At 69.8% G+C, this 14,560-nt stretch carries 18 protein-coding genes; 13 read left to right on the top strand and 5 right to left on the bottom strand.

Translation table 11 applies throughout. The features are described 5' to 3' along the window. Positions 1-41 precede the first annotated feature (41 nt). From ACAM58_RS27465 to ACAM58_RS27450, 4 genes are all read left to right on the top strand, one after another. Positions 42-245, top strand: coding sequence for a DUF2892 domain-containing protein (locus ACAM58_RS27465; protein WP_018906011.1), 204 nt, complete (start codon positions 42-44; stop codon positions 243-245). Between the two features lie 148 nt (positions 246-393). After that, positions 394-744 (top strand): hypothetical protein, encoded by a 351-nt coding sequence (locus ACAM58_RS27460; protein WP_018906009.1) that lies wholly within the window; start codon positions 394-396, stop codon positions 742-744. Between the two features lie 62 nt (positions 745-806). Next, positions 807-1,079, top strand: coding sequence for a hypothetical protein (locus ACAM58_RS27455; protein ID WP_018906008.1), 273 nt, complete (start codon positions 807-809; stop codon positions 1,077-1,079). 227 nt (positions 1,080-1,306) lie between these two features. Continuing rightward, a complete protein-coding gene (locus ACAM58_RS27450; protein WP_018906007.1) occupies positions 1,307-2,887 on the top strand; it encodes an alpha/beta hydrolase in 1,581 nt (526 codons plus the stop codon). Positions 2,888-2,996: 109 nt separating this feature from the next. Here the strand turns inward: ACAM58_RS27450 and ACAM58_RS27445 are convergent, their stop codons facing one another. Next, the gene (locus ACAM58_RS27445) at positions 2,997-4,505 is read right to left on the bottom strand and encodes a thymidine phosphorylase family protein (RefSeq protein WP_018906006.1); all 1,509 of its coding nucleotides are present in this window, start codon (positions 4,503-4,505) and stop codon (positions 2,997-2,999) included. Positions 4,506-4,585: 80 nt separating this feature from the next. Then, positions 4,586-5,479: an MBL fold metallo-hydrolase gene (locus ACAM58_RS27440; protein WP_018906005.1), complete on the bottom strand. Its 894-nt coding sequence runs from the start codon at positions 5,477-5,479 to the stop codon at positions 4,586-4,588. 69 nt (positions 5,480-5,548) lie between these two features. On the opposite strand from ACAM58_RS27440, the gene ACAM58_RS27435 reads away from it, so the two are divergent. The 4 genes from ACAM58_RS27435 to ACAM58_RS27420 are packed head-to-tail and all read left to right on the top strand — an operon-like array spanning position 5,549 to position 7,414. Beyond that, positions 5,549-5,875 (top strand): helix-turn-helix transcriptional regulator, encoded by a 327-nt coding sequence (locus ACAM58_RS27435; protein WP_018906004.1) that lies wholly within the window; start codon positions 5,549-5,551, stop codon positions 5,873-5,875. Positions 5,876-5,877: 2 nt separating this feature from the next. After that, positions 5,878-6,312 carry a YeeE/YedE family protein gene (locus ACAM58_RS27430; RefSeq protein ID WP_020610600.1) on the top strand — a complete coding sequence of 145 codons (435 nt, stop codon included), beginning with the start codon at positions 5,878-5,880 and terminating at the stop codon, positions 6,310-6,312. 11 nt (positions 6,313-6,323) lie between these two features. After that, positions 6,324-6,782, top strand: coding sequence for a DUF6691 family protein (locus ACAM58_RS27425; RefSeq protein ID WP_018906002.1), 459 nt, complete (start codon positions 6,324-6,326; stop codon positions 6,780-6,782). Next, a complete protein-coding gene (locus tag ACAM58_RS27420) occupies positions 6,779-7,414 on the top strand; it encodes a DUF599 domain-containing protein (RefSeq protein WP_026284167.1) in 636 nt (211 codons plus the stop codon). The genes ACAM58_RS27425 and ACAM58_RS27420 overlap by 4 nt, the downstream gene beginning before the upstream one ends. Before the next feature lie 206 nt (positions 7,415-7,620). Here ACAM58_RS27420 and ACAM58_RS27415 read toward each other — a convergent pair whose 3' ends face one another. The 3 genes from ACAM58_RS27415 to ACAM58_RS27405 all read right to left on the bottom strand — a co-directional run bounded on the left by ACAM58_RS27415 (position 7,621) and on the right by ACAM58_RS27405 (position 9,577). Next, on the bottom strand, positions 7,621-8,328 hold the full coding sequence (locus tag ACAM58_RS27415) for a VIT family protein (RefSeq protein ID WP_018906000.1): 708 nt from the start codon (positions 8,326-8,328) through the stop codon (positions 7,621-7,623). Then, the gene (locus ACAM58_RS27410; protein WP_018905999.1) at positions 8,325-8,906 is read right to left on the bottom strand and encodes a cytochrome b; all 582 of its coding nucleotides are present in this window, start codon (positions 8,904-8,906) and stop codon (positions 8,325-8,327) included. Before ACAM58_RS27410 ends, ACAM58_RS27415 begins: the two co-directional genes overlap by 4 nt. Before the next feature lie 209 nt (positions 8,907-9,115). Continuing rightward, a complete protein-coding gene (locus ACAM58_RS27405; protein WP_049809369.1) occupies positions 9,116-9,577 on the bottom strand; it encodes a hypothetical protein in 462 nt (153 codons plus the stop codon). Positions 9,578-9,848: 271 nt separating this feature from the next. Between ACAM58_RS27405 and ACAM58_RS27400 the strand changes: the two genes are divergently transcribed. From ACAM58_RS27400 to ACAM58_RS27380, 5 genes are all read left to right on the top strand, one after another. Next, the gene (locus ACAM58_RS27400; protein WP_018905997.1) at positions 9,849-10,298 is read left to right on the top strand and encodes a hypothetical protein; all 450 of its coding nucleotides are present in this window, start codon (positions 9,849-9,851) and stop codon (positions 10,296-10,298) included. Positions 10,299-10,426: 128 nt separating this feature from the next. Continuing rightward, the gene (locus ACAM58_RS27395; protein ID WP_018905996.1) at positions 10,427-11,011 is read left to right on the top strand and encodes a phosphatase PAP2 family protein; all 585 of its coding nucleotides are present in this window, start codon (positions 10,427-10,429) and stop codon (positions 11,009-11,011) included. Continuing rightward, on the top strand, positions 11,008-12,030 hold the full coding sequence (locus ACAM58_RS27390; protein WP_038107758.1) for a glycosyltransferase family 2 protein: 1,023 nt from the start codon (positions 11,008-11,010) through the stop codon (positions 12,028-12,030). The genes ACAM58_RS27395 and ACAM58_RS27390 overlap by 4 nt, the downstream gene beginning before the upstream one ends. Further along, complete coding sequence (locus ACAM58_RS27385) at positions 12,027-13,640, top strand: glycosyltransferase family 39 protein (RefSeq protein WP_018905994.1); 1,614 nt, start codon at positions 12,027-12,029, stop codon at positions 13,638-13,640. Before ACAM58_RS27390 ends, ACAM58_RS27385 begins: the two co-directional genes overlap by 4 nt. After that, positions 13,633-14,514, top strand: coding sequence for a ChbG/HpnK family deacetylase (locus ACAM58_RS27380; protein ID WP_027730826.1), 882 nt, complete (start codon positions 13,633-13,635; stop codon positions 14,512-14,514). The genes ACAM58_RS27385 and ACAM58_RS27380 overlap by 8 nt, the downstream gene beginning before the upstream one ends. Positions 14,515-14,560 lie beyond the last annotated feature (46 nt).

The following is a 14,560-nucleotide window of genomic DNA, read 5'->3' as shown; positions in this document are numbered from 1 at the left end:
TGCGCCGCACAAGATCTTCTCCTGCCCACAAGGAGAAACGCATGTCCTTCCTGTCGAAAAACATCGGTCCCCTGGAGCGCACGGCGCGTGTGGGCGGCGGTACGCTGCTCATCATGCTGGCGGCCACGGAAATCGTAGGCCGGTGGGGCTACATCGGCGTGGTGCCGCTGCTGACCGGGGTGATCGGCACCTGCCCGCTCTATTCGCTCTTCGGCTTCAGCACCTGCGCTCGCGCCAGGCGCTGAACGCGTGGCGAGACCGGCCATGCCCCCGCTCCAGTGGCTCGCGGTCGCGCTGGCTGCGGTACTGCTCGCAGCGGGAGCCTGGCTTGCGCTGAACATGTTCGTCTTCTGGATCACGCTCGACTGAGCGCTCGGGAACGCGTCCATGTGCATGAATCTCCTGAAGGAGCTGTCCGATGCGCCGCTGCCCTGCGCCAGGGCCGATGCCGCGATGATCGACAGGTTGCGCCTGCTGGACGCCGCCGGTCTGATCAGGGTGCTGATTCCATCGCCGCACATCGGCTGCGACCGCTGTCTGCGGCAGGCCCCGGCCACCGTGCTCGAGATCACACCCCACGGATGGGAAGCGCTGCGCACGAACGTGGTCGAGGAAGACACGCCGCTCCCGCCGCCGTGTCGGGGGCGCCCGCGCTCGGGCAGCGCGGCGCTGGATCTCGCGCAGCTGGCCGCCTGGTTCAGCAGTTTCCGGCACAGGCCAGGTCGCGCCGATACCGACGATTGACACCTTGTTTCCGTCTGATGCGCAGCATTGATGATGCCGCCACGCACGAGGTCTAGATTGAGATGGCGCCGTTCTTCTTCCTCTTGCAACGGCCGGTGCCAACGCAAGCGCTCAAGGAGACCAAGATGGACACACCTCATGCATCCTGCGGCTACGAACTGCGGTTTCAACCTCTGTTCGCCAATCAGCGCGCCTTCGCCTTTCCCTGCGACGCGATCGGCCATGTCGACATGGACTCGCTCAGCGAGCGGATGCTCAACAACTACCTGTATGCACGCGCAGTGATGGGGCTGGAGCTTTCCTGGCCCGAGGTGCGGGCGAGCCGGCCGCACTGAGCTCCGGGCGCGGCGCGTCTTGATTGATTCAGCGCAAGGCCACCGCCGCCTGCGGTCCCTACATTCGGCCAGACCGGACGCACCGGCGACGCGGTGTCCCGGCCTTCACGCGGACGCGCGAACCTTCCCGAAGAACACCACCATGAACGAAGCGCCCGACGAACTAGACAGAACCTTGCACGCGCTCTGGGGGGCACCTGGGCGGGGGCCTGTCGCCCGCCGCACAGATGCTGGCGTGGTCGGATTGGGCCATTCACCTGGCGACGCAGCCCGGGCGCGCAGTGCGGGCCGGTATCGACGGGGCCGTCGTCCAGGCACCCGACCCGGCGCACGAGCCGCGCCTGTCGGGCGGCGAATGGGACGCTTGGCCGTTCAGCTTCTACCGCCAGGCCCACGAAGCTGCCGCCCACCGCCTGCGCACCTTCATTCACGGCGTGCCCGGCGTGGACCGCCACCACGAGCAGCTGGTTGCCTTCCTGGCAAGGCAATGGCTGGAGCTGCTCTCGCCCGCCAATGGCGCGATCACCAATCCGCAGGTGCTGCGCAAGGCCGCGGCCACCGGCGGCACCAGCCTGGCGAATGGCGCCATGCACTGGCTCGAGGACGCGGGCCGCGCGGCATGGGGCCCGCCGCCTGCAGAGGCCGCATCGTTCCGGCCCGGGCACGAAGTCGCGCTCACGCCGGGAAAGGTCATCCTGCGTAACGAGCTGATCGAGCTCATCCAGTACGCCCCGGCCACGCCGACGGTGCATGCCGAGCCGGTCCTGGTCGTCAGCGCCTGGATCATGAAGTACTACGTGCTCGACCTCTCGCCGCACAACTCGCTGATCCGCCATCTCGTGGCCCAGGGGCATACGGTCTTCGCCATTTCCTGGAAGAACCCCGGGGCGGCGGATGCGCGGCTCGGCATGGCCGAGTACCTGCGCCTGGGCATCATGGCGAGCCTCGACGCGGTCGAGGCCGTGCTGCCCGCACGCCGCGTCCATGCCGTGGGCTACTGCCTCGGCGGGACCCTGATGGCCATCGCCGCGGCCGCCATGGCGCGGGACCGGGACGACCGCCTGGCCACGCTCACCCTGCTGGCCGCGCAAACCGACTTCACCGAGCCCGGCGAACTGGGCCTCTTCATCGACGAAAGCCAGCTGGCGTTCCTGGAAGACATCATGTCGCGCCAGGGCTACCTGGACGCGCGGCAGATGGCGGCGGCTTTCCAGGCGCTGCGCCCCGGCGAGCTGCTCTGGGCGCCGATGGTGCGCAACTACCAGCTGGGCGAACGCGTGCCGATGACCGACCTGATGGCGTGGAACGCGGACGGCACGCGCATGCCCTACCGCATGCATTCCGACTACCTGCGCAGCCTCTTCCTCGAGAATGCGCTGGCCGAAGGGCACTACCTGGTCGACGGACGGCCGGTCTCGCTGAACGACATCGACGTGCCGGTGTTCGCGCTCGGCACCCGCACCGACCACGTCGCGCCCTGGCGATCGGTGTACAAGATCCATCTGCTGTGCGATGCCGAAGTCACCTTCGTACTCACGGAGGGCGGCCACAACGCCGGCATCCTGAGCGAACCGGGCCACACGCATCGCAGCCACCGGGTGCTCAAGCGGACGAAAAACGCGCCCTACCTCGCACCGGACGAGTTCCTCGCGCGCTCACAGGAAACGACGGGTTCTTGGTGGCCCTGTTTCCAGCAGTGGCTGGCCGGCCATTCGGGACCCCGGCGCCGGCGGCCGGCCATGGGGTCGCCGCGGCGCGGCTACCCACCGATCGGCGACGCGCCGGGCACCTACGTTCTTGCACGCTGACCAGCCGGCCTTGCCGGCCCGCGGGCCACTCGGGGCGGCCTGGAAAGCTCCTCGAATGTTCGCGGCCCGGGGCCGCTGCCACCCTCGCCCTCTTGCACCCAGGCACGCCTCAGGAAACGGCCCCGATGCGCACGACGGGCAGCTGCGAGCGCACGAAGCTCAAGGCGTACTGGAGCTCGCCGAGACTCCCGGCGTGCAAGGTGAAGAGCGGCTGGCCGCGAGCGACACGGTCCTGCACGCGCACGTGCATCGAGGCGCCCGCCGCCGGATCACGCGGCGCACCGGCGAGCTTGGCCATGCGCGCCACCAGGCGGGTGTCGATGCCCGCCACCGCCCCGGCCGCAGGCGCGGTCACGCAGTGCGTGTGGGCCGCCTTGGGCGGCACGCGCAGCCCGCCCTGCGCTTCGCAGATGGCAATGAAGCGGGCCAGCGCGCGCCCGTCGTCCAGCACCGCGCGCGCCAGCGCATTGCCGGTGCCCGGCGCCGCCTTGCCCGCCAGTTCGAGCAGCAGGCCAGCCAGCAAGAGCGCGCGTTCGCGCAGGTCCGCCGGCGCATCGGCGGCACGTTCGAGCACCGCCATCACGTCCATCGCCTCTAGCGCAGGGCCGACGCCGCGGCCGACCGGCTGGCTGCCATCGGTGAACACCGCCTGCACCTGCAGGCCCAGCGCAGCGCCCACCGATACGAGGCTGTGCGAGAGCTGGCCGGCGGCCGCATCGCTGCGTACCTTGGCCAGAGGGCCGACTGGAATGTCGATCAGCACGCGCTGCGAACCCATGGCGGCTTTCTTGGACAGGATGGAGGCCACCATGAGGCCTTCGCTGTCGATGCCGAGCGGCCGCTCCACGCGGATCAGCATGTCGTCCGCGGGACTGATGCGCATGGCGTTTCCCCATGCGATGCAGCCGCCTTCGCGCTCGACCACGCGGCGCATCGCCGGCAGGTCCAGGTCGACCGGCGCGAGCGTTTCCATCACGTCGGCCGTGCCAGCTGCCGAGGTGATGGCGCGCGACGAGGTCTTGGGCATCACCAGGCCGCAGGCCGCGATGATCGGCACCACCAGCAGCGTGGTCCGGTTGCCCGGCAGGCCGCCGATGCAGTGCTTGTCCATCACCGGCGAAACGCCCCAGTCGATGCGCTCTCCGACGTCGACCATGGCGCGGGTCAGCGCCACGGTCTCGTCCAGGTCGAGGCCGCGGCCGGCGCAGACTGTCACGAAGGACGCCAGGTGGATGTCGGGAAGGCGTCCGCGGCTCACGTCCTCCATCAGCGCGCGCAGCGCGGCGTAGTCCAGCCTGCCGCCATGCACCTTGCTGCGCAGGTGCGCCAGCGAATCGAGGATCGGCGGGTGACGCACCACCAGTTCTTCACCCTCGGCGGCGCCCATCAGGGCCCAGGCCGCCTCCGACAGCGCGATCTCGTCGCCGCGCAGCCAGTCGCTGTTCACCTGGTGCAGGATCGCGAACAGATGGCGCCCCTTGGCGATCACCTCGACCTGCGCCTGCGACTGGAAGCCCTCGGCACGGCACACGGCGCAGTCGCTGCGCATGTAGACCACGGCCTGCTGGTACGTGTCGATGCCGGCGCGGCGGGCCAGCAGGCGGTTGGGTGACGACATGGCGCTCCTTTTCCGAACGGAGCTTGGCATGCGCCGCACAGCCGGGACTTGATGCCCGTCAAGCCCGCAGTCTCCAGGGCTCAGTCGGCGGCGGTGCGGCGAACCGGCAGCGCGTTTATCGGAATGCGCAGGTAGGACACGCCGTTGCCGTCGGGCGGCGGCAGCCGGCCGGCTCGCACGTTGACCTGGATCGACGGCAGGATCAGCGTCGGCACTTCGAGCGTGGCGTCGCGTGCGCGCCGCATGGCCACGAACTCGTCCTCGCCGATGCCGTCGCGCACATGGATGTTGCGGGCGCGCTGCTCGGCCACGGTGGTCTGCCATTGCGCCGGCCGCGATGGCGGCGGGTAGTCGTGGCAGACATACACCGGCGTCTCGGGCGGCAGGTCCAGCAGCCGGCGCATCGATGCGTACAGCTGGCGCGCATCGCCGCCCGGGAAGTCGGCCCGCGCGCTGCCGAGGTCCGGCATGAAGAGCGTGTCGCCGACGAATACCGCGCCGCCGATCAGGTAGGCCATGTCGGCGGGCGTGTGGCCGGGCACCAGCAGGGCCGTGGCCTCGATGGCGCCGATGCGGAAGGTCTCGCCGTCCTTGAACAGGTGGTCGAACTGGCTGCCGTCGGGCAGGAAGCCGCGCTCCAGGTTGAAGAGCGTCTTGAAGGTGGCCTGCACCGTGCGGATGTGCTCGCCGATGGCAATGCGCCCGCCCACGCGTTGCTGCAGATGGCTGGCTGCCGAAAGGTGGTCGGCATGGGCATGGGTCTCCAGGATCCAGTCGACCTGCAGCCCGTGCTCGGCCACGCAGGCCAGCACCCGGTCCATGGACGCGGTGCCGGTGTGGCCCGACTTGAAGTCGTAGTCGAGCACCGGGTCGATCACGGCGGCGCGCAGGCTGGCCGGGTCCCACACGAGGTAGGAGACGGTGCCGGTCTGGGGATCGAAGAAGGCCTGGATGGAAGCTGGGGTGTTGTTCATGGAGAGCTCGCGGGGTCGACCAATGATCTATGGATTAATAATATATATGTTTGTATAATGTCGTCAACCATGAAATCACTCCGCCACCCCGTCTTCGATCCTGAGATCCTGCGCGGCGCTGCTTCCCGCGCGGTCGGCGTGCTGAAGGTCCTGGCCAACGAGGACCGCATGCTGCTGCTGTGCCAGCTGTCCCAGGGCGAGATGTGCGTGAGCGAACTCGAAGCGCAGCTCGACATCCGCCAGCCGACGCTGTCCCAGCAGCTGGGCGTGCTGCGCAACGAGGGCGTGGTCACCACGCGCCGCCAGGGCAAGAACGTCTTCTACGCCGTGGCGGACCCCGCGCTGCTCGAGATCCTCGCCCTGCTCTACCGGATCTACTGCCCGAAGGAAGAATGACGATGACGATCGACTGGCCTGCATTCACCCCTTGGACCGCCCTGGCGGGCGGCGTGCTCGTTGGCGCGGCCGCCGCGATGTTCGTGCTGCTCAATGGCCGCATCGCCGGCATCAGCGGCATCGTCGGCGGGTTGCTGCGGCCCGTGCGGGGCGACGTGGCCTGGCGCCTGGCGTTCGTGGCCGGGCTGGTCGCGGCGCCCATGGCCTATGCGGCTTTCGCGCAGTGGCCCAGGCCGCAGATCGATGCCGGCTACGTTGCGCTCGTTGCAGCCGGCCTGCTGGTCGGCGTGGGCACGCGCTATGCATCGGGGTGCACGAGCGGCCACGGCGTGTGCGGCCTCTCGCGGCTGTCGCCGCGCTCGCTGGCGGCGACTGCGGTCTTCATGGGTGCCGGCTTCCTGACCGTGTTCCTGATGCGCCATCTGCTCGGTCTTTGAGGAGAACCGCCATGACCGTCTTCACTTCGTTCCTTGCCGGCCTGGCGTTCGGCCTGGGCCTGATCGTCTCCGGCATGGCCAACCCGGCCAAGGTGCTCGGCTTCCTCGACCTGGGAGGGCGCTGGGATCCGTCGCTCGCCTTCGTGATGGGCGGCGCGATCGCCGTCGGCGCCGTCGCGTTCGCGGTGGCGAGGCGCCGCACACGCTCCTTCCTCGGCGCGGCGATGCGGCTGCCGGCTTCGCGCACGATCGATCGCCGCCTGGTCCTGGGCAGCGTGCTGTTCGGCATCGGCTGGGGCGTGGCGGGCTTCTGTCCGGGCCCGGGGCTGGTGGCCGCGGGCATGGGGGAGGTGAAGGCACTGGTCTTCGTCGCCGCGATGCTCGCGGGCATGGCGGGGTACGAGCTGGTCGAGCGGCGCAGATCCGCCGCTGCGGGCATGCCGGGCGCTGCGGCGGACACGGCGCGATGAGCTCGGCTGTGGCCTGGCTGGCGATCCTGGCGACCGTCGCGGTGCTCGCCGCCTACGAAGGCGCGCGCGCATGGGCACAGCACCGGGACCCGCACCGCGTGGCGCGCAGCGCGCATGCCTTGCTGCGGGAAGAGTGGTTCGATGCCGTATCACAGCAACGGGGTTCGGAGATTCTCTCGGTCCAGACACTGCGCAATTCCCTGATGTCCGCGACGATGACGGCGTCGACCGCCGCGCTGGGACTGGTCGGCACCGCGACGCTGACCGCCCCTTCGCTGCGCGAAGGTCTCGGCGGCGCCGGATGGCTGCATCTCACACCCCGGCTCGCGTCCGAACTCCTGCTCCTTGCCCTGCTGCTTGCGTCGCTCGTGTGCTCCGCCATGGCTGTGCGCTACTACACGCACCTGGGCTTCATCAGCGGCATGCCGGTGGAATGCGCGGCACGGCAACGGTGGAATCCGATGGGCAATGGCTATGCGCGCCGCGCCGGCGCGCTGTACGGCTGGGGGCTGCGTCATCTGATTCTCGTGGCCCCCGTTCTCGCCGCACTGGTACATCCGCTCGCGGGACCGGTGGCGGCATTGGGGGTAACGGCCGTGCTTTGGGGGTTCGATCGGGTCGACGGCGAGTGAGGCGGGGTCATCCACGGGGCGCGTTGCGCGGGCTTCTCAAGGCAAATCGAATCTGCCGCCACTATCATGTGAAGCGTGCGGGCTGCCCACGCAGCGTCCGCGACATGAGCCTACGTGGGCAATGAACGCCGCAGCGGCCCGCAAGGACTTCATGCCCGATGCCTCCAGGCCTGCCCGGCGACGCCCGGGCCAGGACGCCGTGACGTTCAGGCCGGCGCGCCGAACACGGCACCTGCCCCCGCCGTGATTCCCATGGCCAGCGTGCCCCAGAAGGCCACGCGCCAGACGCTTCGCGCGACGGGTGTGCCCCCGATCTTCGCGGCAATGGCACCGAGCAGCGCCAGGAAGGCGATGGCGGTTCCGATGGTCCACGCCAGCAACGATGCCGGCGGTGCCAGCACCACCACGGCAAGCGGCATGGCCGCACCCGCAGCGAAGCTGCCTGCGGAAGCCAGCGCCGCCTGCAGCGGGCGCGCGCTCAGCGCTTCCGAGACGCCCAGTTCATCGCGTGCATGCGCACCCAGCGCGTCGTGCGCCATCAGCTGCGTGGCGACCTCGCTGGCGAGCTTGTAGTCGAGCCCGCGGCGCACATAGATCGCGGTCAGTTCCCGCTGCTCGGCCTCGGGCTCCGAGGCGAGTTCGCGGCGTTCGCGCTCCAGGTCCGCGGTTTCGGTGTCGGCCTGGGAATACACCGAGACGAATTCGCCCGCGGCCATCGACATGGCGCCGGCCACGAGGCCCGCCACGGCCGTCGTCAGGATGTTGGCGTGGCCGGCATGGGCCGCCGCGACGCCCACGACCAGGCTGGCCGTGGAGATGATGCCGTCGTTGGCGCCGAGCACTGCGGCCCGAAGCCAGCCGATGTGTTCGGTGCGGTGGCGCTCGGGATGGGCGCGATAGTGGAAAGATTTCATCTGTCCCTGCCATGGGCTCCTTGGCGCGAACCGCGCCGGGGCAGCATGCGCGAGAGCGTGTCGTCGCGAAAGAGGTAGTGGTGGGCCAGCGCGGCCGCCGCATGCAGGCCGATCAGAAAATAGCCGGCGGTGGCCAGGGCTTCGTGCACGTCCTGCAGCTGGTCGGCCAGGGCCTCGTTGGCATCGACGAGCGACGGCACAGGCAGGCCGAACAGCGCGATCGGCTGGCCTTCAGCGCTCAGCGTCATCCAGCCCAGGATGGGCGTGGCGATCATGAAGACGTAGAGCGCGAAGTGCACGGGCCCTGCGAGCCTGTCCTGCCAGTCCGGCACCGCGGGATGGATGCCGGGCGCGGCGCCCGCGCTCCAGCGCACGGCGAGCCGAAGCAGCACGAGCGCGAGCACGCCCAGGCCCAGCAGGAAATGCAGGGACTTCATGGCGCTTCTCAATTCACTGCCCTTGGGCGCGAAGCCGCGCAGTTCCATGCAGGCGTAGACGGCGGCCAGCAGCAGCAGCATCAGCCAATGCAGGCCGATGACCGCTGCGCCGTAGCGGGATGTCGAGTTTTTCCAGGACATGTCGGGCGCCTTCAGAGATGAAAGACACGGCTGCTGTGGACACCGGCGCCGAATGGCTCGGGGACGGTGGGCAGCAGGATGCCTGAAGCGCTGCGAGCGCACGCAGGGTTTGACGATGAATTCACGATAGAGCCTTTGAAAACTGAACAGGATCGCCGCGCGGCGCGAGCGCGCGCAGCAGGACCGGCATCGCATGGCGAGGCCGCGAGTCAACGTGCAAGGGGCGGCGCGGTACCGGGCGGGAGCCTCAGCCAGGCGGTGGCCGGCGGAGGTGCCCGGTTGCGTGCGTCGAGGCGCTCGGACGGCACGCGCGAGGCCGTGAGCCACGGGACCCGCAGCAGCGGCAGGATCAGCGGCAGCAGCGCCAAGACAAGAAGCATCAAGCCGGACAGCCCATCGCGGAATACGTCGGGCTGCTCGATGCTCGCGCCCGGCGGCACGAACACGGTGGTTTCCGCAATGGCGGCGTGACCGGGCCGCTCGTCGGGTTCGAACTGCACAGTGGAGCTCACGGCGCGGATGCGAAAGCCCGGCTCGTCCTCCCATCCGTCGTCGCGGAAATGAATGGCGATGAAGGGCTGCAGCGCCGTCAACACCAGGGCGAACACCCACCACCACGCCACGGATCCCGTGCGTCGACGTTGGCGCTGGTTCGACAATTCCACTCGCATTACTGAGATCGTTCTTTTCAGCACGCCTCGGCGGCGGCTTCTCGCCGAGCCGCGAAACGGGGCCCGATGCGCCAAGCCTAAGGGGGTTGCACCAAAGAACAAAGCAAGGCCGGCCAATAGGCCTGGGATGCCAAAAGGAATCAGTCTTGTTGTGTATCCGCAAAGGCGCAGATCCCCGTCGCCTGCATGCCCCGGAAGAAGCAGCGCGACCTTGCGGGATGCTGACGAGCCCGCTCAGGTTCCGTTCACTTGGCGGAACTAGCATCCGCGCATGCTGCTGGCACGCATCCGCCGATTCACCGAAGCGCACCGCAGGTTGTGGTGCGTGGCGGGCATCGCGCTGCTTCTTCTGCAGCCCTTCATCGCGGTTCATTTCCGGTGCGACGGCCTGGAAGACGAGCCCGGGCTGAGGGTGCGCAACGCCAGCGCCACGACCCAGTTCGAGGCCGATGACCGGCCGGATCATGCGGCCGACCGGGAGACGACGGTCTTTGCCCAGGCCCCGGCCAGCATCGACCTTCCCCATGCGCTGAGCTCCGCGCTGGACACCTTTCTTGCGCTGGTTCTCGTGCTGGCCCCTCTTGCGGTGCTGCTGGCGCGGCCGAAGGCGCCCGCCTTGCGCGACATGCCCGAACGCGTGCCACACCACAGCGGCGCGCCGCCGCCCGCGCAATCGTGGCGGCGGCTGCCGCCCACCACCGCCCCCCCTTCGGCGATCTGAGAAGCGGCGCCTCGCGCGCCGGGCCTCCCGCTGCGCGCCGCGCACGGGCCTTCCTGTTCCGTCGAAAGGTTGATTGCCATGTTTCCGTTTTTTTTGTCATGCGCCGCCGTGGTTGTGTGGGGGCGCCCGTGAATGCCCTCAATTTCGCCGCGTTCCAATGGATCGCTGCCGGCCCCCGGCCCACGCCGTGGGTCCTTGGCCTCGCAATCGCCCTCGCGCTCTGGGGCAGCTGGCTCTGCGGAGCAATCGTCATCGCGGCCCTGTGGCGCCATCGCGCCGAGCGCGCCTACCTGTGCATCGTCGCAGCGCTCGCAGGCGCGACATCGGCGATGGCGCATGCCATCGCACTGTCTCTGGACATGCCGCGGCCCTTCGTGCTGGCGCTGTCGCCGGCCTACATCGAACACGGGGGACGCGGCAGCCTTCCCAGCGCGCACGCGGCCGTCATGTTCATGGTGGCGCTGGCCTTCCTGCTGCGCCCCCGCCTGCGCGCGCTTGGCGTGCCGCTGCTTGCGCTGGCGGCCGCCACCGGGTGGGCACGCATCTACGTGGGCGTCCATTTCCCGCTCGACATCATCGCGGGCCTGTTGCTGGCCGGCGTGATCGCCGCGGCGCTGGCCCTCGTGCAATGGTGCGTGCATCTTGCCCTGCCACGAACCGGCGGCGCATCCGGCGACAAGGACGCGGCCGGTTCGCTGTGGAGGCCTTCATGATCTCCTCGACCGCTGCCGAACCCGCGTCCGCGCCCATCGTTGCCCCGCACGCGCAGGGCGCGACCGGGACGCAGCAACGCAGCATTTCCTGCGTGATCCCGTGCTTCAACGAGGCGGCCAACCTGCGGCAATTGCTGCCCCTGCTCGAAGAAACGCTCTGGGCCACGGGAATGCGCTGGGAGATCATCGTCGTGGACGATGGCAGCACCGACGACACCGCGGCCGTGGCCCAGGCCTGGTGCGAACTGACGGGCTTCCGGTGCATCTGCCTGTCGCGCAACTTCGGCAAGGAGGCGGCGCTCTCCGCAGGCCTGGCGGCCGCTGCAGGCGACGCGGTGGTTGTGCTCGACGGCGACCTGCAGCACTCTCCGTCGCTCATCCGCGCCATGCTGGACCATTGGAAGGCCGGCGCGGAGGTGGTCTATGCGGTGCGCCAGGAGCGCAGCGACGAGAGCCGCCTCAAGCAGATCGGCAGCCGGATCTTCTACCGGCTTCTGAACGCGTCGGACCGCTTCGCGGTGCCGCAGGATGCGGGCGATTTCCGGCTGATGGACCGGCGGGTGGTCGATGCACTGACCAGCCTGCCCGAGCGCAGCCGCTTCATGAAGGGCCTGTATGCATGGGTCGGCTTCCGGGCCGTGGCCATGCCCTACACGCCCAGGCCGCGCGCCGCAGGCGCCAGCAGCTTCAATGCGCGGCGGCTGTTCGCCCTGGCCATCGACGGGCTCACCGCCTTCACCACCTGGCCGCTGCGCATGGTCAGCGTGGTGGGGCTGCTGTTCGCCGTGCCCGCGCTGTCATACGGCGCCTACGTGGTCCTCGACCACCTGATGTTCGGCAACCCGGTCTCGGGCTGGAGCACGATCGTGGTCAGCCTGATGTTCTTCATCGGCGTGCAGATGATCTTCACCGGCATCGTGGGCGAGTACGTGGCGCGCATCTACGAAGAGGTCAAGGGCCGGCCGCTCTACGTGGTCCGCCGCGAAAGCGGCGTCGGCCTCGAGGCCGACCAGCCATGAAGCGGTCCGGCAGCACCACATGGTGGACATCGCCGCAGCCGCTGTGGCTCGTCGCGGCTCTTTTCGCCTGGCTCATCGCCACCGCCTGGGTCCGCCCGCTGATGGCACCGGACGAGGGGCGCTATGCCGGCGTCGCGCTGCAGATGCTGTACTCCGGCGACTGGCTGGTGCCGCGGCTCGACGGCCTGCCCTTTTTCCACAAGCCCCCGCTCTTCTACTGGATCGGCGCCGGCGCGATGGCGCTGGCGGGACCCGTCGAATGGGCGGCCCGGCTGCCTTCCATCCTGGGTGCGGTCGCGGCGGCGGCGGCGCTGTTCCTCTTCCTGCGCCGCTGGTCGACGGTGCGGCTCGCGCTGTTGTCCACCGTGGTGCTCGTGACCACGCCGTTCTTCTTCCTGGGTGCACAGTTCGCGAACCTCGACATGCTGGTGGCCGGCTGCATCGCGGCCACGGTGCTGCTGGGCGCCGGCGCCGTGCTGGCCTGGGAGCGCGGCGAACCCTGGCGCGCGATGCTGGCGTGCGCCTACCTGTTCGCTGCGGCCGGGCTGCTCGCCAAGGGGCTGATCGGCGTGGTGCTGCCGGCGGCGGTGCTGCTGGCCTGGTGCGCGGTCACGCGCAAGAGCGCCGTGCTGCGCCTGGCCGCCTGGCTGCCGGGATGGGCGTTGCTGCTGGCCGTGGCCGGCCCGTGGTTCGTCGCGATGCAGATGAAGTATCCGGAGTTCTTCGACTACTTCGTGGTCACGCAGCATTTCCGGCGCTTCGCGTCCTCGGGCTTCAACAACGAGCACCCGTTCTGGTTCTACCTGCCGGTGCTGGCGGGCCTCACGCTGCCCTGGTTCGGCTGGCTGCTCATGCCGCGGCGCCAGGAGGCGCCGCCTGCAGGACGCCGGCTCTCCGAGATCGACTGGCTGATGTGGATCTGGCTCGCGGTCATCGTGGCCTTCTTCTCCGTCCCGCGTTCCAAGCTGATCGGCTATGTGCTGCCGGCGCTGCCGCCGCTGGCGTACCTGATCGCGCAGCGCGCGCTGGCGGGCCGGCCGCTGGGAGCGCTGCTGCCCAGGCTGCGCGCCATGACCCTCGCGGCCGCGGCCGTGTGCGTGGCCTGCCTGATGGCGATCGTGGCCTATGCCACGCCGCCCGGCGCCCGGCTGCGGCTTCCGGCGGAGCTGGCCGCGGCGCCCGGCGACCAGGTCGTGATGCTCGACAGCTACACCTACGAACTGCCGTTCTACTGGCGGCTGCGCAATCCGGTGCTCGTCTCCGCCGACTGGAAGGCGGCCGGCGACGAGGGCCGCGACAACTGGCACAAGGAGCTGCTGGACGCGGCGCGCTTCGATCCCGCACGCGCGGCCGCCACGCTTGTCGAGCGGTCGCGATTGGCAAGCACGCTCTGCAGCCCGCGCACCAGCTGGCTGGTCGGGCCCAGCAACGCGCAGCTGGCGACCCCCTGGCTGGCGCGCGCGCAGCTGGTCGCGTTCAACAAGCGCATTGCGGTGTGGCGATTCGCCGGCAGCACGGCGCATGATCCGCATTGCCTGGAGCTCTCGCCCGGGGCGCCCGCAGCCGCCATGCCCAAGCCGGCGGACAAGAAGACGGATGGCAATGACTGAGGCAACGGGGACGCAGCCGCCTGCGGCTTCGCGCCATCTCTGCATCTGCGCGGACGATTTCGGCATGAGCGCGGGCATCAACTCGGCCGTCTTCGATCTCGCCGAGCACGGCAAGATCTCCGCCACCAGCGGCATGGTGCGCCGCAGCGCCTGGCAGGACGGTGCGGGGACGCTGAGACGCTTCGATGCCAGCCGGCTGGACGTGGGCCTGCACCTGGACCTCACGCGGCCGGCCGTTGCCGACGGCGCCGAGCCCGGGCTGGCGGGGCTGATCGCGAGGACCTGCATGCGAACCGTCGACGCCCAGGCGCTGCGCGCCGACATCCGCGACCAGCTGGACCGCTTCGAGGATGCGATGGGATGCCCGCCCGCCTTCGTCGACGGACACCGGCATGTGCACCAGCTGCCGGTGGTGCGCGAGCTGCTGGTCGAGGAAATCGTGCGGCGCTACCCGATGCCGCGGCCGTGGCTGCGCTGCACCGCCGCGGCGGCCCCGGGCGCTGCGGCCGGCGGCATCAAGGCCGGCATCATCCATGCGCTGGGTGGCGCCAGCCTGCGCGCGCTCGCGCGGCAGCACGGCATTCCGGTGAGCCGCGGCCTGCTCGGTGTCTACGATTTTTCGGGCAGTGCGGCCGACTACCGGCGGCGCCTGTCCGCCTGGATTACCGCCAGCCGCAGCGGCGACGTGCTGATGTGCCACCCGTCCGCCGGCCTCTTGCCAAGCGACCCGCACGGCGCCGCGCGGCTGCACGAATACGCCGTCTTGCGGGAGCTGAAAGTCCCGGTGTCCACGCCCTCCGGCGAGGTCGACATCGCACCGCTGTCGCGCATGCTGCGGATCGATGAGCCCGCTTTTGCCCAGGCCGCCGAATAGCGCGGCGGTCCTGCCGGCCGGCCGCCGGCAGCGCTCGAGCGCCGAT

It is taken from the genome of Variovorax sp. V116 (genome assembly GCF_041154435.1).
GTDB classification, from domain to species: domain Bacteria; phylum Pseudomonadota; class Gammaproteobacteria; order Burkholderiales; family Burkholderiaceae_C; genus Variovorax; species Variovorax paradoxus.
Note: the sequence above shows the minus strand (reverse complement) of the source record. Positions and strands in the feature narration are given on the sequence as shown.